The organism is Sphingobacterium psychroaquaticum, from assembly GCF_900177625.1.
GTDB lineage: Bacteria > Bacteroidota > Bacteroidia > Sphingobacteriales > Sphingobacteriaceae > Sphingobacterium > Sphingobacterium psychroaquaticum.
Map to the genome: position 1 here is coordinate 607,898 of NZ_FXAU01000003.1, position 21,910 is coordinate 629,807.

The 21,910-nt window shown below is 40.1% G+C and carries 20 protein-coding genes and 1 pseudogene; 13 read left to right on the forward strand and 8 right to left on the reverse strand.

The window, feature by feature from the left end; genetic code table 11:
- Positions 1 to 8: 8 nt before the first annotated feature.
- From B9Y69_RS11090 to B9Y69_RS11100, 3 genes are all read right to left on the reverse strand, one after another.
- Positions 9 to 257 (reverse strand): hypothetical protein, encoded by a 249-nt coding sequence (locus tag B9Y69_RS11090; RefSeq protein ID WP_085473003.1) that lies wholly within the window; start codon positions 255 to 257, stop codon positions 9 to 11.
- 365 nt (positions 258 to 622) lie between these two features.
- Positions 623 to 997, reverse strand: coding sequence for a DUF1304 domain-containing protein (locus B9Y69_RS11095; protein ID WP_085473004.1), 375 nt, complete (start codon positions 995 to 997; stop codon positions 623 to 625).
- Positions 998 to 1,080: 83 nt separating this feature from the next.
- The gene (locus B9Y69_RS11100; RefSeq protein ID WP_085473005.1) at positions 1,081 to 1,284 is read right to left on the reverse strand and encodes a DUF6965 family protein; all 204 of its coding nucleotides are present in this window, start codon (positions 1,282 to 1,284) and stop codon (positions 1,081 to 1,083) included.
- A gap of 122 nt (positions 1,285 to 1,406) precedes the next feature.
- Here B9Y69_RS11100 and B9Y69_RS11105 point away from each other — a divergent pair, with 122 nt between their 5' ends.
- The 5 genes from B9Y69_RS11105 (at position 1,407) to B9Y69_RS11125 (ending at position 5,816) form a co-directional block, all read left to right on the forward strand.
- The gene (locus tag B9Y69_RS11105; RefSeq protein ID WP_085473006.1) at positions 1,407 to 2,324 is read left to right on the forward strand and encodes a LysR family transcriptional regulator; all 918 of its coding nucleotides are present in this window, start codon (positions 1,407 to 1,409) and stop codon (positions 2,322 to 2,324) included.
- Between the two features lie 53 nt (positions 2,325 to 2,377).
- The gene (locus B9Y69_RS11110; protein ID WP_144036556.1) at positions 2,378 to 3,421 is read left to right on the forward strand and encodes a c-type cytochrome; all 1,044 of its coding nucleotides are present in this window, start codon (positions 2,378 to 2,380) and stop codon (positions 3,419 to 3,421) included.
- A 37-nt stretch (positions 3,422 to 3,458) separates the two neighbouring features.
- Complete coding sequence (locus B9Y69_RS11115; protein WP_085473058.1) at positions 3,459 to 3,926, forward strand: DsrE family protein; 468 nt, start codon at positions 3,459 to 3,461, stop codon at positions 3,924 to 3,926.
- 11 nt (positions 3,927 to 3,937) lie between these two features.
- Positions 3,938 to 4,849: a molybdate ABC transporter substrate-binding protein gene (locus B9Y69_RS11120; RefSeq protein ID WP_085473057.1), complete on the forward strand. Its 912-nt coding sequence runs from the start codon at positions 3,938 to 3,940 to the stop codon at positions 4,847 to 4,849.
- A 136-nt stretch (positions 4,850 to 4,985) separates the two neighbouring features.
- Positions 4,986 to 5,816 (forward strand): phosphatase PAP2 family protein, encoded by an 831-nt coding sequence (locus tag B9Y69_RS11125; protein ID WP_200811789.1) that lies wholly within the window; start codon positions 4,986 to 4,988, stop codon positions 5,814 to 5,816.
- Between the two features lies 1 nt (position 5,817).
- Here B9Y69_RS11125 and B9Y69_RS11130 read toward each other — a convergent pair whose 3' ends face one another.
- The 3 genes from B9Y69_RS11130 to ychF form a co-directional block, all read right to left on the reverse strand.
- The gene (locus B9Y69_RS11130) at positions 5,818 to 6,573 is read right to left on the reverse strand and encodes a LytR/AlgR family response regulator transcription factor (RefSeq protein WP_200811790.1); all 756 of its coding nucleotides are present in this window, start codon (positions 6,571 to 6,573) and stop codon (positions 5,818 to 5,820) included.
- Positions 6,557 to 7,618 (reverse strand): sensor histidine kinase, encoded by a 1,062-nt coding sequence (locus B9Y69_RS11135; protein ID WP_085473008.1) that lies wholly within the window; start codon positions 7,616 to 7,618, stop codon positions 6,557 to 6,559. The genes B9Y69_RS11130 and B9Y69_RS11135 overlap by 17 nt, the downstream gene beginning before the upstream one ends.
- Positions 7,619 to 7,731: 113 nt before the next feature.
- Positions 7,732 to 8,832 carry a redox-regulated ATPase YchF gene (ychF, locus tag B9Y69_RS11140; RefSeq protein WP_085473009.1) on the reverse strand — a complete coding sequence of 367 codons (1,101 nt, stop codon included), beginning with the start codon at positions 8,830 to 8,832 and terminating at the stop codon, positions 7,732 to 7,734.
- Positions 8,833 to 9,120: 288 nt separating this feature from the next.
- Between ychF and B9Y69_RS11145 the strand changes: the two genes are divergently transcribed.
- From B9Y69_RS11145 to fbp, 3 genes are all read left to right on the forward strand, one after another.
- Positions 9,121 to 9,603: a hypothetical protein gene (locus B9Y69_RS11145; protein ID WP_085473010.1), complete on the forward strand. Its 483-nt coding sequence runs from the start codon at positions 9,121 to 9,123 to the stop codon at positions 9,601 to 9,603.
- Between the two features lie 144 nt (positions 9,604 to 9,747).
- Positions 9,748 to 10,713 carry a polysaccharide deacetylase family protein gene (locus tag B9Y69_RS11150; RefSeq protein ID WP_234991201.1) on the forward strand — a complete coding sequence of 322 codons (966 nt, stop codon included), beginning with the start codon at positions 9,748 to 9,750 and terminating at the stop codon, positions 10,711 to 10,713.
- 291 nt (positions 10,714 to 11,004) lie between these two features.
- Positions 11,005 to 12,042, forward strand: a complete 1,038-nt coding sequence (gene fbp, locus B9Y69_RS11155) for a class 1 fructose-bisphosphatase (protein ID WP_085473011.1) — start codon at positions 11,005 to 11,007, stop codon at positions 12,040 to 12,042.
- A gap of 60 nt (positions 12,043 to 12,102) precedes the next feature.
- On the opposite strand, the gene B9Y69_RS11160 is transcribed toward fbp, so the two are convergent.
- Together B9Y69_RS11160 and B9Y69_RS19210 are read right to left on the reverse strand one after the other, a co-directional pair.
- Positions 12,103 to 12,819 (reverse strand): CPBP family intramembrane glutamic endopeptidase, encoded by a 717-nt coding sequence (locus B9Y69_RS11160; RefSeq protein WP_200811791.1) that lies wholly within the window; start codon positions 12,817 to 12,819, stop codon positions 12,103 to 12,105.
- Positions 12,820 to 13,404: 585 nt separating this feature from the next.
- Positions 13,405 to 13,557 (reverse strand): hypothetical protein, encoded by a 153-nt coding sequence (locus B9Y69_RS19210; RefSeq protein ID WP_159451838.1) that lies wholly within the window; start codon positions 13,555 to 13,557, stop codon positions 13,405 to 13,407.
- Between the two features lie 1,002 nt (positions 13,558 to 14,559).
- Between B9Y69_RS19210 and B9Y69_RS19105 the strand changes: the two genes are divergently transcribed.
- From B9Y69_RS19105 to B9Y69_RS11185, 5 genes and pseudogenes are all read left to right on the forward strand, one after another.
- Entirely contained in the window at positions 14,560 to 14,793 is a 234-nt protein-coding gene (locus B9Y69_RS19105; protein WP_144036557.1) for a hypothetical protein, read from the forward strand.
- A gap of 18 nt (positions 14,794 to 14,811) precedes the next feature.
- On the forward strand, positions 14,812 to 16,869 hold the full coding sequence (locus tag B9Y69_RS11170) for a hypothetical protein (RefSeq protein ID WP_144036558.1): 2,058 nt from the start codon (positions 14,812 to 14,814) through the stop codon (positions 16,867 to 16,869).
- A 115-nt stretch (positions 16,870 to 16,984) separates the two neighbouring features.
- Positions 16,985 to 17,494: an SgcJ/EcaC family oxidoreductase gene (locus B9Y69_RS11175; protein ID WP_085473014.1), complete on the forward strand. Its 510-nt coding sequence runs from the start codon at positions 16,985 to 16,987 to the stop codon at positions 17,492 to 17,494.
- An 863-nt stretch (positions 17,495 to 18,357) separates the two neighbouring features.
- On the forward strand, positions 18,358 to 18,915 hold the full coding sequence (locus B9Y69_RS11180) for a hypothetical protein (RefSeq protein ID WP_134432476.1): 558 nt from the start codon (positions 18,358 to 18,360) through the stop codon (positions 18,913 to 18,915).
- A 26-nt stretch (positions 18,916 to 18,941) separates the two neighbouring features.
- A pseudogene (locus tag B9Y69_RS11185) lies at positions 18,942 to 21,910 on the forward strand (hypothetical protein); the annotation flags it as partial.

The following is a 21,910-nucleotide window of genomic DNA, read 5'->3' on the forward strand; positions in this document are numbered from 1 at the left end:
TTTAGAGTTTAACGATCTACAATTGATGCATATGTCTCTGGTCTATAGTAATCGGAGAACATTGTGTTCCTGAATACTCCTTCGGTTTCATCAAAGTAAAACTTATCCGGTGAGATACCTGTGATTTTAGACAAACCGTTTATTAGATATTGTACATCATAGTTTTTGCCATTAACAGTTATCTGTTGAGTTTTTGGCGGAAGTTCAGGTGATTCCTCTTTCTTTTCACACGAGCTAAGACCTAGTCCTAGCAACATGAATAATAGTAATATATTTCTCATAATTAATTATCTGTAAGATAGTTAATTATGATAGTGTTTTTTTTACGGGTTTCCGTAAAGTAAAAAGCCACTAACTAGTGGCTTTTATTTAAAAATCTAATCTTGTAATAATCCTTACAAGCTCCAGCGACGGTATCGGTTAATGTATTGTCCATACCCGTATAAGCAAAAAAAAGACTGCCCGTAGTCCTCTGGGGTAGTAATGATTTGAAAGGGTATTTTAGTTGGAGAGGAAAACGTACTCAAATTATAGAATTCTTTGAACACTATTCATAATGAAAATTTGACGTTTTTTTTTTGGTGCCATTTCAACTAACATGTAACTACGATACTCAGCGATTTTAAGCCATAATAACAAGTACAAATCCAATAAGAGCGGGAAGTCCTTGTTTGTAAAATATACCCTTGTCTGCAGTGATGGCACCGAAAATTGCAGCAATAATAACACAGCCGAGAAAGAACAAGGCAATATTCTGTTGCCACACACCATCCATAATAAATAAAGACCAAATAAGGCCTGCGGCTAGAAAACCATTATAAAGGCCTTGGTTTGCTGCTAGTCCTTTTGTCTCCTTAAATAGGTGTTCCGGTAATGATTTAAATGTTTTTTTTCCGGCCGTTTCCCAGGCGAACATCTCTATCCATAGGATGTATAAGTGTTCGAGCGCAACGACGCTAATCACTATTTTTGCTATAATTCCGAGCGTTCCTTCCATAAGTTTATTTATGCTTTACAACAAATTTACAAACAATCTTGTTTGTAAAGACTAAAATAAAGGTCTGAACGTAAGTAGGGCACTTATCCCTTGTTTACAGCTTCATGGAACCTAACTAAGCGGATATAGGCCGGACATTTATCGATTTCTTTTGTCCAAGCTTCGGCTATTTGAAATGATGTTTTTAAAAACAAATCTACATTGGTAACCACTTGGTCCGGATTTATACGTACTTCTGAAGGGTATTCCTGCCCTAATAACACACTTTTTAACTCACTTATTGACATACGGCAAATGTACTATTTAATTTAGTGATTTTGAGCTGTAATCAAAGGGACATGCTTTTGTTACCTTTGATTTTCTCGTTTTATGTCTACATTTAACCTTTCTATAACCATTGTAGTACCAAATGTTAGAGATTAATTTCAGAATAAAGGTCTTTTATGTCGTAGCTAAAGAGCTAAGTTTTACGAAAGCTGCGCGCGAATTGTTTATCAGTCAGCCCGCTGTTTCAAAGCATATCCAAGAGCTTGAAACCAGTATCGGACAAGCCCTCTTTTTACGTAAAGGAAAAGGATTAGTGCTTACGGAGGCCGGACATACCTTGTTGGATAGTGCGAAAGTTATCATGAAAGAATACGCCTTAGCTGATTATCGCCTAGGGCTTCTTCGCGATCAAGTTGTTGGCCAGCTGATTGTGGGCGCCAGTACCACACTTGCACAGTATATCATGCCTAAACTAATCGCTGGTTTTGTTAAAGAGTATCCAGATGTGCGTATTAAGTTGTTCAACGGGAATACGGCAGATGTTGACCGCTGGTTAAATGATAAGCGTATTGGGATAGGCTTTGTCGAAGGATTGCCTGAGGATAGCTCGCTGAAGTATAGTAAGCTATGGGACGATAGCTTGGTGCCGGTAGCCCGGCCGGATCATCCTATTTTTAAGGATGCGACGATTAAGCTTGATGATCTTCGCCGGCAAGAATTTATTTTTAGAGAACAAGGTTCGGGTACGAATGACATCGTTTTTCAACGGTTTAAACAATTCGGAATAGAGATAAAGGAACTCTTAAACCGAGTACAAATGTCGAGTTCAGAATCCATTAAACGCTACGTAGAATTAAGTGATTGTATCGGTATTATGTCTATTCATGCGGTTAAGGATGAGTTGGAACGTAAGGATTTACGATTGGTTGAGGTGGAGGGTTTCTCTATTCACCGCCATTTGTACATGGTACATTTGCATGGAGAAGTTTCTGGCTTGCCCAAACTTTTTATGCGCTACGTGGAGAAAAATAAGTCCGCCTGTGATAACTATATGTTATAGGTCATAACTTTTTATCGTTTTACAATCTGTAGACCGCGGTGTATGTTTGCGGTATGGAAAAAGAACGGTTTAACAACGAAAAGCTGAGCAAGGAAGTAACGAAACTTGCTTGCCAATCCCGCATTATTGGTTTTACCTTTATGCTTGTCGTGGTCCTCATTTTAATACAGATGTTAGGATTATTGCCCGCTGGGTTCTCTGGGCAGCCAATCACCGATTCGGTTCATGTATTTGCTGAAGGTTCTTTTTTACAACATGTAGAAAACTTTGAAATGGATCCTTTTCCTGATACTGAGGAAGGAAAGCTCGCTGCCTATGGTGAGAAGTTGATTACCCAGACAGCTACTTATCTAGGGCCTGAAAACAAATTAGGAGCGATATATTCCGGCAATAATTTAGCGTGTGCTAGTTGCCACCTTAATGGAGGTACGAAAGCGTTTGCCGCACCGTATGTAGGGTTGACCGCTGTTTTTCCGATGTATAGCGGTCGTGAGGGTAAAGTTGCAACTTTGGAAGATCGTATCAATGGATGCTTTGAGCGAAGTATGAATGGGAATAAGTTGCCAACAGATAGTAAGGAAATGGTGGCTATTATCAGTTACATGAAGCATTTAAGTAAAGATGTTAAAGTTGGTCAACGTATAAAAGGACAGGGGTTTGTTACGCTGGATATGCCCGATCGTAAAGCGGATCTAAAGCATGGTCAGGTGATTTTTGAAAAGCAGTGTGTGAGTTGTCATCAAGGCGATGGGCAAGGCCAGCGTCGTGATGTAGCTGATATCAGTCAAGGATATGCTTATCCGCCACTGTGGGGATATGACTCATTCAATGATGGCGCTGGAATGGCTCGCATGCTCACCGCTGCCAAATTTATTAAGGGTAACATGCCTTTGGGGGCCTCTGCAGAAAATCCGATGTTAACCGATGCAGAAGCTTACGACGTCGCGGCATACATCAATTCTTTTGCACGACCTGTTAAAACACAAAAAGAGCTTGATTATCCGGATCTATCCAAAAAACCGAAGGATGCTGGATACCCGCCTTATGCGGATAAAATCGCGACAGAACAACACAAATACGGTCCCTTTAATTTCTAGAATTTACACTATTTAAAATTTTATAACGCGTATGAATATGAAAAAAATAATGCTAATTGCTGCCATTGTATCCGGAAGTTATGCCTTACAAGCACAAGAGGTATCCTTGGAGATGTTAACTAAAAATGCAGCATTTGCGGGGGCGGTGGCAACGAAGTCTACCTACAAGGCGATTTACCAATTGGATAGTAATAACCCAGATGTCGTTAAGAAAGCATTTAGAAATATTCGGAATGTCTTGGGGGATCCTCGACTTAAAGGGAAATTGGAAATAGAGCTCATCACGTTTTCCGGAGGCACAGAGGTCATGTTAAAGACGTCCGTTTACGAGAAAGATATAAAGGATCTGATTGGTAAAGGTGTGCAGGTCTCACAATGTACAAATTCATTAGCTGAACGCAACTTGACGAAGGACCAGATTTATCCTTTTGTGGCTTTTGTGCCCAGCGGCAATGGAGAGTTAGTAATTCGTGCATCCGAAGGATGGGTTATTGTAAAACCATAAAATTGTATAACATGTATTATAGATTACTTCTTTATACGCTTCTAGGTCTTTTGGCCATAAGAGGAGCAAATGCGCAGGACCATCGTTTTGATCCGCCTTGGAATATTCCTCCTGCATCTGCTGTACATTTTACGGTGCCGGGAATTGATAATGTGCCTGATTTGTACGGTGATATTGTCGATCCTCAGCTCGTTGTTTTCTTTGCTGGAAATCAATTTATGTGTATTGATGATTTGCTTGCGGCTTTTAAGAAAGAGCATCCACAATACGAACGTATTTTTGTTGAAACCTTGCCTCCAGGGATTCTAGCAAAACAAATTGAAGGTGGTTCATTGACGATGGGAAATTTACGTATTACGCATAAGCCGGATGTTTATGCGGCAGGGAAAGGACGGATGGATAGTATGGCCAATCATTTCTCCCGTGTGGAAACATATGCTTATAATAAGTTAGCCATTATGGTACCGAAGGGAAATCCTAAAGCTATTAAGGATATTCGCGATCTCGGTCGTCATGATGTCCAAGTAGCGATGCCTAATCCGGCTTGGGAGGGTGTTGGAAAGCAGATTGTAAGTGTGTACAATAAGATTGGTGGGCCATCGCTCGCGGCGCGTATTATGACGGAAAAGGTAGAGAAGGGAAGCACCTATCTAACGAAAATACACCATAGAGAAAGTCCGATGCGTATTTTATATCGAGCTGCAGACGCCGCTCCGGTATGGTATTCAGAGGTTGTATATCAACAATTGTTGCAACACCCTGTGGATTACGTCGCAATTCCAGATGAGGATAATATTCGAGCGACATACCGTATTGGTGAACTTAAAAATGCGCCGCGCGCGCAAGCGGCTAAGGATTTTGTTGACTTCATGAAAAGTGAATCCGCAAAAGCAATATACCGTAAATATGGTTTTGAAGTATAACTGACCATCTTCTTTATAACTTTAGATCTGCTTTGATAATTGTCCAGTGGTCACCACATACTGGACAGTTATCAAAGTTTTTTTATCGGGTAGAATCTATCACGCATTTTCGCATTTGAATTTAAAGAAAATGAAAATGCGCAATTTGATTCTGATTATTTTATATGCACTGATAGGCTTGCTGGATAATTTTGCTTTTGGTAGAATAGCGGAAAGTTTGGAGAAAGATACATTATTGGTTCCGACCGTAGTTCGTCGGAATGTTTTGACGGACGAACGAATTTCCATTAAGCCGCATACTGATACTATAGGTGATGATGCGGAAATTTCTCGTTTTGCTATTCCTTCTGTTTTAATTGGTTATGGTTTAGTGACTCCGCTTATTCCCGGACTGAAAAATATTGATTACAGCACAAAACGTATGGTTAACCGTCATATTCATAGACGGATGCGCATCGATGATTTTATACAATACGCGCCTGCGGTTGGCGTGTATGCTCTAGAATTCGCTGGACTTACGCCAACACATAACTTGAAACAACGCACGTTGGTTATGGCAACTTCACATCTGCTGATGGGCGCTGTTGTACAGGGCATGAAGCATAGTTTTAAAGTGCAACGCCCCGATGGGTCTAACTATAAATCTTTCCCATCAGGACACACAGCAACAGCTTTTGTTGGTGCGCATATATTACATCGGGAATATAAAGATGAATGTCCATGGATCGGCGTTGCTGGATATGCGGTGGCAACCACAACAGGAATTTTTAGGGTGTTGAACAAAAAACACTGGGTGAGTGATGTCTTGACAGGGGCGGGGATTGGGATCTTGAGCACCGAAATGGGATATCTACTGCTACCCAAGGTGGAGAATTGGTTTCGTACGGCATCAATCGCTAAAGGTGTAAAGATTCAGCGCGTATCGTACGAAGACGGAGATGGCGTGCGCCTGACATACAAGTTTTAGGTTATTTGTTAAAGAGCTTGTCGTCTACTACGACTTGAAAGAACTCTTCGCGACGATGTTTGGATAAGGGAATTTCGTGGCCATTGATTAGGATTGTATTTCCGCGAATACGTTCGATTCGGGAAATATTGATCAAAAATGATTTGTGTGTCCGAAAGAAGATATCCTGTGGTAAAAGAAGTTCTGCTGCTGACATGGTTTGATGTACTGTTATTTTTCGATCTTGGAAATGAACGATAATATAGTTTTGCATAGATTCGATAAACAGGATTTCCGACCATTGTACCTGTATATACTCATTACCTTGTTTCAGGTATATTTCGCGATTCATATGATTGTTGGTCTTTGGCAGTGCTTGTTCGTGTTTTTGCATAAATAAAGCACGTGCCCTTTGGGCAGCCTGTACAAAGCGTGCTACCGAGATGGGTTTGAGGAGGTAATCTACAGCGTTTAATCGAAACCCATCGATGGCATGCTCCGAGTAAGCCGTTGTAAAGATTGTTAAGGGGGGATTTTTTAAGGTTTCTAAAAAGTCGACTCCCGATAGATCGGGCATGTTGATATCAAGGAACATGAGGTCTACCGCGTGCCGATTTATTATTTCCATCGCATCGATTGCAGTGTGACATGTACCGATTATTTCGATATAATCTAATTTTTCAGCGTAAAACTTTAGCCCCTCTATTGCCAATGGTTCATCGTCAACCAAGAGGCATTTCATTTTGGTTACAAGGTTGATGTCAACAGGTTGTTGCATATAGTTCGAGCGTTAGGTGACAAGAATAGATCTTTTCGGTTCTGGTGATTGTTAATGTATGTTTGTTGGGGTATACGAGCTCGAGTCTTTTCTGTATGAGGTGAAGACCCAATTTGGGACTGGTTTTGTCCTTATGTTCTTTTTCGGTTACTGAATTTTCGATTGTAAATTCTAAAATACCAGCTCTTTGTTCTAAAATTATTTTAATGAAACCCGCTCCATTGCTTATTCTGGCTACATGCTTAAAGGCATTCTCAATAAAAGTAATAAAGAGTAATGGCGGAACTTGTTGCTGTTCATCTTCAACCATCCAATGGCTCTCTACGGATAATGTATGTTGCCAACGTAATTTCTCAACCTCGATATAGTTTTGCATAAAAGCAATTTCTTCTTGAAGTCTGACTGTATCTTTCTCGACTTTCTCCAGTTGATAGCGAAGAATATCGGCATATTGTAGTAGTACTTCCGAGGCTACTTCGGTATCCTTTTGTATTAAAGTATGGATATGATTTAATACGTTGAACATAAAATGTGGATTCACTTGTGCTTGTAATGCGGACAATCGACTTTCTAGATGTGCTTTCTCTAATGCCATATGTTTTTCGTTCAGCGCATTGTGTTCAAAATAGAATTTCAATCCAGTAAATCCGATGTTAATCATGAGCGTGACAGGTGCCGTACTCATTAAAAGGCGCAAGAGAGGCTCGCGTTCGGCTGGATCTAGAGGGAATGTAATGATTCCAATCTCCTTTAACGTATGAAAGGTTTCCTGGCACCCCCATAAGATCAGTGCTTGAGCAAGAGATATAGCCAAAACCCGTAATGCAATTTTTGATAAATTGAATTGATTGATGACTTTCGGTAGTAGGTAATTACAGAGGAGGTACGTGGTACTTATAAAGGATAGAAGGATAACAATGGCATACAGACGTTTCTGTATCGTATATATGGTGTTGGTATCGTCAACAAACCAAATTAAGGAACCTAGGATAAACCAAAGAATAAAAAAAATACTGTTGAAGCTATTTATTTTTATGTCTCGCATGGCACGAATTTACAAGTTTGTCCTTAATTTTTTAATACGAGGTTTAGGGGAGGAAAGGGGGAATAAAAAAGGCTACCATCGTAGCCTTTTTTATATCGTACTTTTAATTTGTTTTATACGTTAAAACGGAAGTGCATGATATCTCCATCTTCAACAATATATGTTTTTCCCTCTACGGAAAGTTTTCCAGCCTCTTTAACTGCTGCTTCGGATCCATATTGAATAAAGTCTTCGTATTTGATAACCTCCGCACGGATAAACCCTTTTTCGAAATCTGTATGGATCACACCAGCTGCTTGCGGAGCGGTAAATCCTTTTTCAATGGTCCATGCACGAACCTCTTGTACTCCCGCAGTGAAATAAGTGGCTAAGTCCAATAGTGCATAGGCCGCACGGATAAGTTTGTACACACCCGACTCATCAAGACCTAAATCGTCAAGGAACATCTGGCGCTCCTCATAAGACTCCAATTGTGCTATCTCCGACTCAATCTGTGCTGAAATAATCAAGACTTCCGCCTTTTCGTCCTTCACCGCTTCTCTTACTCGTTCAACATAAGCATTACCTGTGTTTACAGATGCTTCGTCAACGTTACATACGTATAAAACAGGTTTTACAGTTAGTAATGCTAAATCTTCTATAAACTCAAAATCTTCTGTTTCAATGGCCGCCGTTCTAGCTGATTTTCCAGCTTCCAAGTGCTCTTTTACGATGGATAAGATTTCAAACGTGCGTTTCGCATCTTTATCCCCCCCAGTCTTCGCCATCTTCTCCACTTTTTGGATACGCTTAACAACAGTATCTAAGTCCTTTAGTTGAAGTTCTGTATCGATGATCTCTTTATCTCTGATCGGGTCTACTGAACCATCGACATGGATAACATTTCCGTCATCAAAACAACGCAAAACATGAATAATCGCATTGGTAGTACGGATATTTCCCAAAAACTGATTTCCTAAACCTTCGCCCTTTGAAGCGCCTTTTACTAAACCAGCGATGTCGACAATTTCAATAGTATTGGGTACGATACGTTGTGGGTTTACCAATTCCGCTAATTTATTTAGACGTTCGTCTGGAACGGTGATAACACCTACATTGGGTTCAATCGTACAGAATGGAAAGTTTGCCGCTTGTGCTTTCGCATTGGACAAACAGTTGAATAAAGTTGATTTACCAACATTAGGTAAACCGACAATGCCGCATTGTAAAGCCATTAATTTGGAATTTTGTTAAAATCGCACAAAGATAATATAAAATCCTTATATATCGTTCTTCTAATGTGTTACAGTTTTTATGGTGTTTTTGTGGCTGAAATTTTACAAATTTTAACATTTTTGGAATTAATCCTTCGGCGCATTATTGGTGTCATACCACCAAAGATATCGCTATACGGCGCGCCTAATGTATAAGATGTCGGTACCGTCCTTTGAGGTCTAAACGTATCACAGAAACTAGGGTAATACCTTTGAAAAGCACATGAAAAATTAAATAGGGAGGGAACTATGAAGAAGTATTTTTACGCAGCGTTGGTAATGGGATTATTTACGGCTGTCACGCCGGCACAGGCGCAACTAAGTGTTAGTGTTAATATTGGGGCTCAACCACAGTGGGGGCCGGTTGGGTATGATTATGTTCGTTATTATTACATACCGGAAATTGATGTTTATTATGATGTTTCCAGTCGTAAGTACACATATTATCAAGGGAATAGATGGGTCACACGCTCTTCTTTGCCACGTGTATATGGACGTGTAGACTTGTATCGCACATATAAGGTTGTTATTAATGATCGGAATCCGTGGCATCATCACGGGCGTTATAAAAAGCAATACGGACATTATGCGCATAATCATTCACAACACGTACTAAGAGACTATCATAAAGACCATCGTAAATACGAAAAGTACGAGAAAAAGAGAGATAAGCACGAACGTAAGGCGTATGAAAAACACAGAAAGCATTACGACCGTGGACGACGAGATTAAAGAATAAAAAGTGGACTTGTAACGCGTTGAAACAGCGCTGTTGCAAGTCCCTTGTGATGTTGCTTCCTTTACATTTGTAGGTTAATAATTTTGCGTTTGCTGAAGTAATGTCCTACTTTTGCATAAGAATAAAAAAACAGTGTTATGTTAAAGGGGATGCGAGGTCAGACCATGGTGGGCGGCCTTTTATTAGCAGCGAATATATTTGTCGGTTGTCAAGGAAGTATGGATTCGAAGGCCGCACATAGCCCCCAAGATACCCTCGCTTTGGAAACGGAAGCAAAGCAAGATACCTTAGCGAAAGGAAAACTTGCGACGCGATTAAAAGATTCTGCAAAGCAGAAAGTTGATACCGTCGGTGTCATCAAAAAAGATTCTGTCATTCGACAGGCAAAGATGGAGCAGCGTCGTATAAAGGATTCTGTACGTCGAGAGCTCGACAAATTGCCCAAGCATATTTATTTTACCTTTGACGATGGTCCTTTACGTGGAAGTGCTGCTATTGACTCGATAGCCAAAGCTCGAAATATTAAGATCAATGTTTTTTTGGTAGGTAAGCATGCTAACATGTCGAAAGGATTGAAACGCGATTTTCAAAAGTATTATGACAACCCATTGGTGGAGTGTTATAACCACAGCTACACGCATGCGAATAACAAGTTTACCACTTTTTATAGTAATCCAGTAAGTGCTTTTGATGATTTTGCAAAGAATGAACAAGATTTGAAATTGCAGCACAAAATCATTCGTCTTCCTGGACGTAATATTTGGATTTATGATGATATCCGTCGTATAGATCTTCAAAGCGGTGCTAGTACGGCAGACATGTTGTATGGCAGTGGATATAAGATTTATGGATGGGATGTCGAGTGGAAGATTCATGGTTTAACAGGCAAACCTTTACAGTCTGTTACCGAAATCTATAATCGCTTGCGTAATTATATGAACAATAAAACATCGCAAGAACCCAATAATGTGGTGTTGCTTATGCATGACGATATGTTCCAAAATAAGAAGGGACAAGCTTTATTGTCATCACTTATTGATACAATACAAAAGTCAACAGACTATAAATTTGAGTTTATGCGGGATTTTCCTTTCCGCTACTAATTTCTCTATTTTAAGGTATTTACTTACAAAAGGCCGTAATTTTTAGCAATTGTTGCTAAAAATTACGGCCTTTAACGTATTCATTGTCAGCTAGATGTTTTAGTGTAAAAAATACAATAAGCTGTGAATCAGTTTTTTAATTGATTTATCTTGCTTAGCTTTGTCTTATATTTTTTACTAAAAAAGTGTTGGGTTTTCAATTGTGCGCTGTTTTACTCTCTTTTATTTTAGCTGTTCAGTATAGCATGATACCCCGTCTCTATCCATTTAATCCTTTATATTTCATTATTCATGTCGTTAAAAACATTAGGTCAGTTTATTATTGAAAAACAAAATGATTTTCCATATGCGAAAGGAGAGCTCTCGCGTCTCCTCCGTGATATAGGGATTGCGGCGAAGATTATTAACCGAGAAGTGAACAAAGCTGGACTGGCTGATATCCTTGGTGAATACGGCGCTGAAAATATTCAAGGTGAAGCGCAAAAGAAGTTGGATGTCTATGCCGATGAGCAGTTTATTGAAGCGCTGACCAAAGGAGGAGAGTGTTGTTATGTAGCTAGCGAAGAGCATGAAGGGGGAATTGACCTCTCTAGACATAGCGTTTCCAAAAATGGAAAGTACATTGTATGTATCGATCCGCTAGATGGTTCTTCGAATATCGATTTAAATGTATCGGTCGGATCTATCTTTTCTATATATAGACGCAAGCATACCGATCGTCCTATCACGATGGACGAGGTGCTGCAATATGGTAGTGAGCAGGTTGCCGCGGGATATGTGATCTACGGCTCGTCAACCATGCTGGTCTATAGCACAGGGAAAGGAGTAAATGGCTTTACATTGGACCCTTCAATCGGAGAATTCTGTTTGTCTCATCCCGAAATGCAAATCCCTCTCGATGGAAAGACCTATTCAGTGAATGAAGGTAACTACCTTAAGTTTCCGCAGTATATCAAAGATTACATAAAGTATTGTCAAATGGAGGATAGTGAAACCAATAGACCCTATACGTCACGATACATAGGCTCTATGGTGGCAGACTTGCATCGTACATTGATTATCGGAGGGATATTCCTATATCCAGAGACGCAGAGTTATCCGCAAGGGAAGCTACGTCTTTTATACGAGTGCAACCCACTTGCTTTTATTATCGAGCAGGCTGGGGGCAAGGCTGTTTCTGGTGTAGAACGAATTCTGGAAATTAAACCAACGCACTTACATCAGCGAACATCCATTGTAATTGGTAGTAAACATATGGTGGAGAAGGTGGAGGAATTTTATGCGGGACATGAAGAGCAGGTAACATTACCGTCCCTCCGAAAGGTTTAAAATAGAGCGTTTTGTCACTAGAGAGGCGTACGACGATAAGACAATAGTAATGGACTGGGATTACAATTTCGTTTTCGTCGTACGCCATTTTACATAGAGGAATGCTGCGGCTGGCAATGCTAAAAGTTGAAATATAAACAAAAGGAGGGAAGGAATACCTTCGGGTTTGTTTGCATTCGCAGGTGTCAAAATCATAGCGCCTAATGGACCGTTGGAAAATAATATAATATGGCATAGATTCCATCCGAGATGCAAAGCAATTGGTAGCCAGAGTGTCCCTGTCTTTGCATAAGCAAAGGCTAGAACCCAGCCTATTAGTCCGGTGCTAATAAAAACAAGAAGCATCTGCATGGGGAATCCTAGAACGCCATAGGAGAACCAATGGTACAGTCCGAACATCATAGCAGAAATAAAACAACCTTTACGCCAACCCATATATTCAATAACTAAAAATAAGAGCACTCCCCGGAAAAGAAGTTCTTCGAATAGTACAGATTTTACTACCCATAGGATTCCGTTCCCGACTGCAATAGTGTCTAGCTCTGGATTCCATAGCCATGTGTTTTTAGCTATACCTGCTTTTAGTAGATGGTAGAAAGTGCATAAAAGAATCGATAAACAAAACCCGATTAAAAAGTCTCGTGATCGGGCTTGATTCGGTTTTAAGCCTAAAATAGTAAGACTCTTACGCTTCAGAATCCATAAAAGTAACGCGGAAAGAATAAGAATGATGCAAAGCCCAAGCATATTTAATTCTATTTCAAATAAAAATACCACTATAAATGTAATTATTTATTTTTCGGATCTTGTTTTTTGACTTAACTCGATATAATGCTGTCTTATTTGGGCGTTCCTCTATTAGATTCTTTAAGATATTTGTGTGAATAGAGATTTCATCTCTACACTTTATAAAAATTTAGGTTGTTTAATTAGTTGTTGTATTTAGAAGGTGTTTTACTGTTGTGAGACACCTTTGAAAAGAATTTCTTAAAAAAGCGATAGGTTACGGTTTCCCGTAAGGATATTGTTTAATGAATGGTTATTTTTGATAATGTGGGTCTGCCTGTATGAAGAAGTATTATATAAATATTAATGCATATGTTAACGGAGATTACGAAGTGCATAGTGAACATTGTGTTTTGCTTCCAACGGAAGTGAACAGAGCATATTTGGGAAATTTTTCTTCAGGTCAAAAAGCAACGGAACACGCTCGAGAGCTTTATCGACTAGCGATCGGTTGCCGCTTGTGTGTTCGATAGTTCCTGCCTAAGGTGACAATTTTGGTTATAAGTTAACACAATTATATTCTTGTAAGGGATTACTGCAACAGTAATCCCTTTGTTCTTTTAAAGAAATACGCTTTTATCCACCTGGTTTTATATTGAATTTCGATTTATTGTGTAGGGGCATAGGATGGGCATCACTATTTGAAGGTTGCTGTTTGTTGTTGCCAGCTTTACCAAGCTCCCAGCTAAAGCTAAACTTATAGACACGCAAGTCTGTACGGAAGTTCATCGTAGAATGTTGGTTCGGGTCGCCTAGAATTTCTGCTTTAAAGATGCCATTGTAAAAAAAAGATCACTCATCGAAAGTTTGAATGTTAGCTTCTCATTCCATAGTTTTTTGTTAACACCTAGGCTTACTTCAGCCCCTTTGCTTGCTATAGAAGAATGTTGGAGGAGAAACTTCCAATTTTGATTTTCGGTGTATTTACGCTGGAAGCGGAGACATGCGTCTCAATTATTGCTTTTGTTAGTCAATATATTTTCTTGCCTGAACTGTGTGGTATGCTGTGAATCCCCTTCCATAAATGTGCACGTTACTCCATTTGTAGGTGTACTTATACTTTTTTGCACATAGGTATGGTAGCGAAACCTAGCGCTAGAGGTGAAAATTGTAATTACAGCCAAAAAAGTGGTTAAAGCGTATTAAAGTCACCGTGAACCGTTTTAACGTTGACGGTTAATATGATCTCTTTTTCTATGGTATACACTGTGTTGTCATGCTATACATGTACTTAAATTTGGGGTATCCGTAATGTTTGAGAATATTATTTGTTTATTATATTATATTGTTTATTTATATTTTGTTTTGACGATCAAAAAGTGCTACATTGCGAAAAGACTATTAAACCAAGTTATTTAAAATTTTGTTTATGAGAAATTATAGCTTTTTTGTACATACCGATTATATCCAAGTTTGCTCGTAGGTGCGAGACGAACAATAGATCACAGTAGAAGGGCAGTCCATATTACATTGATATCGGTGATTATCAGTGGTATGTATGATTTCCCACAGACTTCTAGAAATTTTGATTACCTGGCGATCGTATTAAAGTATTCGCTGGGTTTATTGTGCCTCAGACAGTGTAATGAATAATAATAAAACAGAAATTATAATAATAAAATGCATATGAATACGTGGACATCCCGGAATGGACGGATAGTTTCCTATCTTCTTCTTCAGTTTTTTCTTTTACTCCACATTGGAGGGTCATTTGTTCATGGCCAAACACGCATGACAAAGATTAAAGACGGTACGGTAGCTAATACCGATTTTGAACCATTTAGAGGAGCACTATTAGAGCTTGAAAGTACAAATAAAGGACTATTGGTGTCTCGTTTGACGACCGCGCAGCGGGATGCCATTCCGTTAGTAGATCGCTCGAATGGCATGCTTATTTACAATATCAGTACTGACTGTTTTAACTACTGGGCAGCCAATACAGAAAATTGGTTAAGTATTTGTTGAACTCCTCCTCCCGCTGTAATGCGTATATCAAATTGTGATCAGGTTAAAGTCGGTGGTACTTTAACACAAGGGATTGGGTTGGATGCCAATAATTACTTGGAAGTTCCTGTAACGGTAAATCAGGCCGGAACATACGAGGTTGCAGCCTCTACGGAAAATGGTTATTATTTTATGGTAAGTGGCACTTTTCCAAATGCAGGGAACTACACGTTGTATCTTCCCGGGATGGGTACTCCACGAACGGGATACGTTGAAGGGGATCCTGGCGATGTGCTCACCATAAAGATTAATGGCGTCGAGGTGACCAATTGTAGCCCCACTGTGTTTGTGCGTCGTGCAAATGTCGATTATTCCCTTATTTGTGGACAGATAAATGTCGTGGGCGACTACATGATGGGAGTTCCACTGGATGAAGGGAATAAGGTTCGTGTTTTAGTGAATGTGATCGTTCCAGGTTATTGGAGCATCTGGACTCCTACAATAAATGGCTACTCTTTTGCTGGAAATGGCACATTCAACGAAACCGGTGAACAGTGGGTTGAGCTGCAAGGCACGGGAACACCGGTAACGGGGGAACCTAGTCCAAATATGTTTACGCTAGCGGATAATGCCGAAAATAGCGTGACCTGTGACCCTTTCCCAGTTCCGATCACACCTGTTTCTTTCGTTATTGACTGTGATGCCGTTGAGGTAGGTGGCTCATATATGCATGACGTACAGTTGGGAGCAACGAATACGCTCAATGTAAAAGTACAAGTTACTTCTACCGGATATACCACATTGGAAACGAATACAGTGAATGGTTTCAAGTTCAGTTCAGGTTCTATTCTATTGCATAAGCTAGGGGAACAGGTGATTCCACTTATAGGCTCAGGAACCCCTCAGGAAGGTATTGATACTCCGTTTGAAATAAAGGCTACTCCGGGTGGTGCCGTTGCAAGCTGTAATGTTACTGTTCCAGTTAAACCGCAACCTGTGGCGTTTACGATGACTTGTGCCTCTATTGGAGTTGAGGGACGTTATCGACCAAAATTACCGATGACCGATGAGAATAAGATGACTATAAATGTTAGACCTGAGTACTTAGGCGAATGGAAGATTGAGACCAATTGGCTGAACGGTGTTCAATTTACGGGCAGCGGAACATTTACACAACCCGGAGAGCAACAAGTAGTGCTGCAGGCTAGCGGTACACCAATCAGTGGTGGACAGTTTAACTATACACTTACCTCGAATAGTGCTTCTGGAAGTACCACCTGTACGTATCGTGTTACGTACGTTTACCGGACGATGAATATACTCGGGATAGGGCGTGGAGTATACCAGCCGGGAACCTCCAGCGCCAGTAATTCCTCGCGGGCCATTTTGGCAAACTCAAATAGTTTTGGACCGAATGGTACGGTTAAAGTGCAACGTCTAAATATCTTTAATGCAAGTGAAAGCGAAGGAGCAACGCTAAGAAATGCCATAAACTCCAATAATATTGACATCATTGTTATAGGCTATAATTATACCCCAGGGGAGGAGTCTCGTTCTATTTTGGAAGATTTCGTCAAAAACAAAAAAGGGGTGCTGATTCATTCACAAGAAAATTCGTCCAGTGGAACAGCGGATCTTATAAACCGGATTTCTGGAGGTAATGTCTCTGTTTCAGGGTCTGGCTCGGTTTATTTTAATCCCACATTAAACGTCGATGACCCCGTATTGAATGGACCTTTCGGCGATTTGCGCTTAAAAGGTACGGGCTCGGATGTAAATAACTCTTATTACGTGACCAATATACCCTCCTCGATGATCGCTCTAGGCGTTAATGAGCGCGACCGTAGTCGGGTACACATCATGAGGCATCGTACTTTGGGGTATCTGTACGTCGGAGATTCGGGATGGACTGCCGGAAACTCGTCTAGTGGTTCTTCAACAATATACCCAGCGAGAATTACCTCGACAGGGTTGCCACAAACAAAGCCCTATTCTGGAGGAAATACGGTATACAATAGTTTTGTTTATGCAAATGCCATCGCTTGGGCTATTCAATATGCGGAAGAACATATTGTTTCGGATTACCAAGTGCGGTAAAATAAGGTAATGCTGTTTATAGGTGCGTATTTTTACAGTAGTACCTTTAAACAGTATTATTTACCTGCTTTGAAAAAATAAAACATTTTAAAGATCTTTACGTTTTTCGCTTTATATGATGATAGAAAATGCAGTAGTACCCGCAGATGTCCCTAGATTGTTCGCAGCAGCTTGGAACGAACGTAGAGCCGATAAGATTGCTGATCTTTTTGTTCCTGATGCAGATTTTATTAATGTAGTAGGTATTTGGTGGGAGAATAAAGTAGATATACAGAAGGCTCATGAGTATGGTTTAACTGCTATCTTTGGTGAATCACACCTAACTCTAGGCAAAGTAAAAGTGAAAATGTTAAGTTCCGAAATCGCTGTGGTACATGCACGGTTCCGCTTGGCAGGACAGCGTGGACATGGACAGTCGGCCGGTTTACGGCAAAATTTGTTTTTGTTTGTTATACAACGTCTTCAGGACAGATGGTTAGCTGTTTCTGCGCAAAATACCGACATAGTCATTGGCGCAGAAACCAATATAAGACGTGCAGACGGGACTTTAGTCCCCGCTGATTATCGCCCTTTAAAAGAAAACCAGACAGATATCCCTTCCTATAAAGTCCCCGAAACAGATTAATTTTTTTGTAGTTTTTATGTAATAGAGATATTATCTGATTTTTTTTTCTCTTTTTATTGATTTACAATGTCTCATTTTCCTATTTTTCTACTTTTCCTTTATTTAAGTGAAAATTGATCTTTTTTTATTGTAAAACAATATTTTTGAGTGCGGACATTCGTTTTTTTTCGTTTTTAATATTGCGAAAAAAATTTAGTTATAAATCCAAGAGAAAAAAAAATATCCATACTTTTTTTGCGAAGATCACTAAGGAAGAGGTCCCTTTTTTGTCCCGCTATTCATGGCTTTTATTTTCTTAAAAAAATCCACTATTCTTATTTTGAAATAAATTTTCTTAAAGGTGTTTTTATAACTGCGATTTTAGAAAATAGTCGTATATTTGTTTAGCAACATAAAAGGATAAATTTATGCCTCTGATTCGTTTCATTTTAGGTTTGTATATACTAGGAACAAGTTCGGATTAAGAACCATTCTTATTTTTTTATTGCATTGAGAAATTACGCTTTCGTTAAGGTTTGTGTTATTTTGCTTCCAGTTTATTCTTTGATGTGTTTTTGTCCTAAAACACCATATTTACGCTAAATTCTTTGTTTCAAAAAACCTATTAATTCTTTGTTTTTCAGGTTGTTATTTGTTTTTGCGCTTTTTACAACTTTAATAAGTGTACTTGTCCACCCTATATGTCCGTTGTTTTGTCTCCGAGACATTTTCATTAAGCAATAAAATCATTTCCAAACTTTGGTTAAGTCATTCGGCTCACTGCCGGATACCTACAAAACCAATGTATGCTGTGAAGAGGCATAACCAGTTGAGCTATTGAAGAACTCTAATTCAGTGGCTCAAGTCTCCATCAGCCAGTATTTATGAAATTATTGAAAGGAGGACATATGTTAGTACTCATCAACGGCTGTAAACTACAGGCTACAGACACAACCAATAGGTTACTTAGGACTACGATTATTTTTTTAGGTTTTATTCTCTTTTTCTTCACCAGCGCACGTGGGCAGGTTGTTGGTTCTTTTGAGGAGTTCACAAGCAACACACAGGACGAACGTAGTAAAGATATATTGCAGTTGTATCAACAGATCGACCCCGTAGCGACTATTGACCCGCGAGGGCAGTTTGTTGATAACTTGCCGAATTTCATTTCCAAAGTCCTTAAAGTTGATGGTCGTCAGCAACAGATGATCGCCACGGTTTATCCAAAGTTATCGGCTGTTCGACTCCTCGTTGTTAAGGCAGCATCTAGGAATCAATTGCCAAAAGACCTGTTTGACAAGATGCCAAGCTTAGTCTATGTCGTGGTGGAGTATGATCCAGACGAGGTGACATTATCTGCAAATGATCTTAAGAATCAATTCAATAGTGAGGATTTGGAAGATAGAGTCTTGTTGGTAAGAAAAATCGGTAAGGATAAATAGGTTTTACTTTCTAAAGGGCAAAAATTATGAAAACTTTTATATATCAAGCAAAAGAAAGTAAAAGCAAGAATCTTGTCAATTACTTCTTACTCTTTATCTTGTTGCTGTTCAGTATATCTGGAGTGGCGCAGGTTCGAAAAGCATTTACACCTCGTACCTCGGTCGAAGCGGGTAATAAAACCATTTATAATCTAAAGGGTGACTTTACCATGTTGGGAAACCTCAGCTTACGGCTTCAGACTTATGGGGACAATACCACGAATGGTGGTAACATGATGGTTTATGCCGATGTTGATACGGATCCCAGTACGGTAAACTCCTCTTCGGCGAGTTTAGTTCTATCGACTGAAAACGGTTCAGATCCGAATTGTTCGGAGATTGTATTCGCCGGGTTATATTGGAGTGGCCGCGTTTCTGGAGGTAATACGACCTCTGTGACCACCTCTCAGCCCGTTACAAATAACTTGACAAATCAAAACGCGACATGGTCTCATAACTCGGTGACCTATACCAATGCCGCTTTGTCGATTGCTCGTTTGGGAGGCAACAACGATCGTTATCCCGAATACACCTTTGTCGTAGGTACAGAAACACATGTAATTCGTATCAATAATAATTCAGCTAGTGGCAATACACTACGGGGGACGGTCAGTATTAATGGAGGTTCATTTCAGTCGCTTCCTGGATCCTACAATTCATCGACTGGCATTTTTACGCCGACTGGCACCTACACCATTACTTCAGGCGGAACTTCTGTTACGATCAATAGTATCCGGCGGAATATCAGCGCAAGCGGTAGTACTGGCGACTATCAAACGAGCCCTACAAACTCTGCATCAGTTACATTGAATGGAACGTTTATAACAACCCAAAATGTAACAACAACACTGGATAAGACTAAAGTAAAGATTAAAGGGCCAGGGGCTCCCACTTATACCGACTTAACCGCAAATGCTTCTGACATACAATATCCTGGCGATAATAATATGTATGCTGCATACAAGGATGTAACAAGCTATGTTAAACAATATGGCATCGGTAGTTATACCGTAGCAAACGTGTCGTCAACCGAAGGTGAAGGTGATGGTGTCGGATATTATGGCGGTTGGGGAATGGTTGTTGTTTATGGTAACTCCAAGATGAAGTGGCGCGATATAACGGTATTCGATGGTTACGCTTATGTCGTCAACGGAGTTGCGACTCATGAATTACCGATTAGCGGCTTTCATGCTACTCAGGCCGGAGATGTCAAAGTTAAACTTGGGGTGATGGCAGGTGAAGGGGATCGAAATTATGATGGAGATTTCTTAAATATCCGGAATGCGGCGAACACAGCCTGGGTACCCCTACAGCATGTTGGCAACCCGCCAAGTGGAGGTACCCCTAACTTTTTCAATTCGTCGGTGCAAACCGGAGGAAACGCACGAAATCCTAACCTATTAAATAATTCAGGTTTGGATATTGCGATGTTTGAGATTCCGAATGCGACGAAACAGATCATACAGAATAATGCAACCAGTACCACCTTGCAATATGGTAGTACATTGGATACTTATATTATTTACAATATCGTATTTGGTGTGGATGCCTATGTTCCAGAGGTAGAGCCTTTAAATACAATTGTAAGTGTCAATGGATCTCCATCAAGTGGTACACCAACTGTTCAACCTGGAGATATTATAGAGTATAAACTTCAAATTAAAAATAGGGGAACTGAGGGGGTTAGTAATGCGAAGGTTACCATTCCTGTTCCTTATACCGCTTCTTTTGTAAGTGGTAGTTTGGTGGGAACACCGGGTCCAGGTGTCACACCTGCAGCTGCACCTGCATTTGATCCACTTAATGGTGCATTAGGTTCCATTGTGTGGAACATTGGTAGTTTACCACTACCTGCCAATCCAGAGACCGTATTAGCAACATTAACGTACAAGTTTAAGGTTACCGAAGATTGTTTCTTGTTAGCAAATCCAAACTGTACACCTACTGTTGCAGTGGATGGATTAGTGACGGGAGTTGGTGCCGTAACAGGGACAACATTAGGAGGCAGCGGGGAATTTATTTCCGGCTTCCAGTCTGAAGGTGCTTGTCAAGGCGAACCTATTCGCGACCCAATCGCGGTACAGATCAACGTGGGTAATCACTGTCAAAATTATCAATATCAGATATTAGACTTTGTTTTTTGTGAAGCTACTAGTAACGCGGTAATATTGGCGCAAGTAAGGAGTGCTTTTCCGGCAGGAACGCGTTTTTACAGTAATGCGAATGGTACCGGAACGGAGTATAATGAGTCGACGCCATTTCCATTGAATGATCCAAATCTTGTATTCTATGCAAAACCAGCAGGAGCGGAAGGTTGTTACTACGAGTTTAAAATTAAAGTAACAGATATTACAGACCTTCCAACGGTGAGTAGCACTCCGATAGTGTATTGTGTGGGTGAAACTGCGGTACCATTGACTGCCACTGCGACTGTTGCTGGGTATAATTTGTATTATTACACGGCGATTGACGGAAATGGTAAACCGGTGGGTTCAGCGCTGAATGCGATTACACCGCCGACGAGCACAGCAGGCACTTTCACTTACTATGTAACACAAGGTACAGCAATTTGTCAGAGTGACCCTGTTGCCATTACGGTTCAGGTTTTAGCTACGCCTACTATAACAACAGATCTTCAAAACGTAACTCTCTGTCAAAATACAAATGGCAGCATGACTGTGGTGGTTGGAAATACGCTTCCGGCTTTCACCTATACGTGGGAAATGGAAGTTGGTGGTGTTTGGCAAGCAATTAATAATACGGCCTTAACGTCTAATGGTGCGACTTTAAATATTACGAATGCGCCACTATCCCTTAACGGAACTAAGGTTCGTGTAACTATTGCGAATGGTAGATGTGCAATAACCTCCGCGGTGGGTACAATTACAGTTAATAAATTAACTACTGTTACGACTTCCCCAGTGGGTGCTACCTACTGTAAGGATGCAGTTGCTAC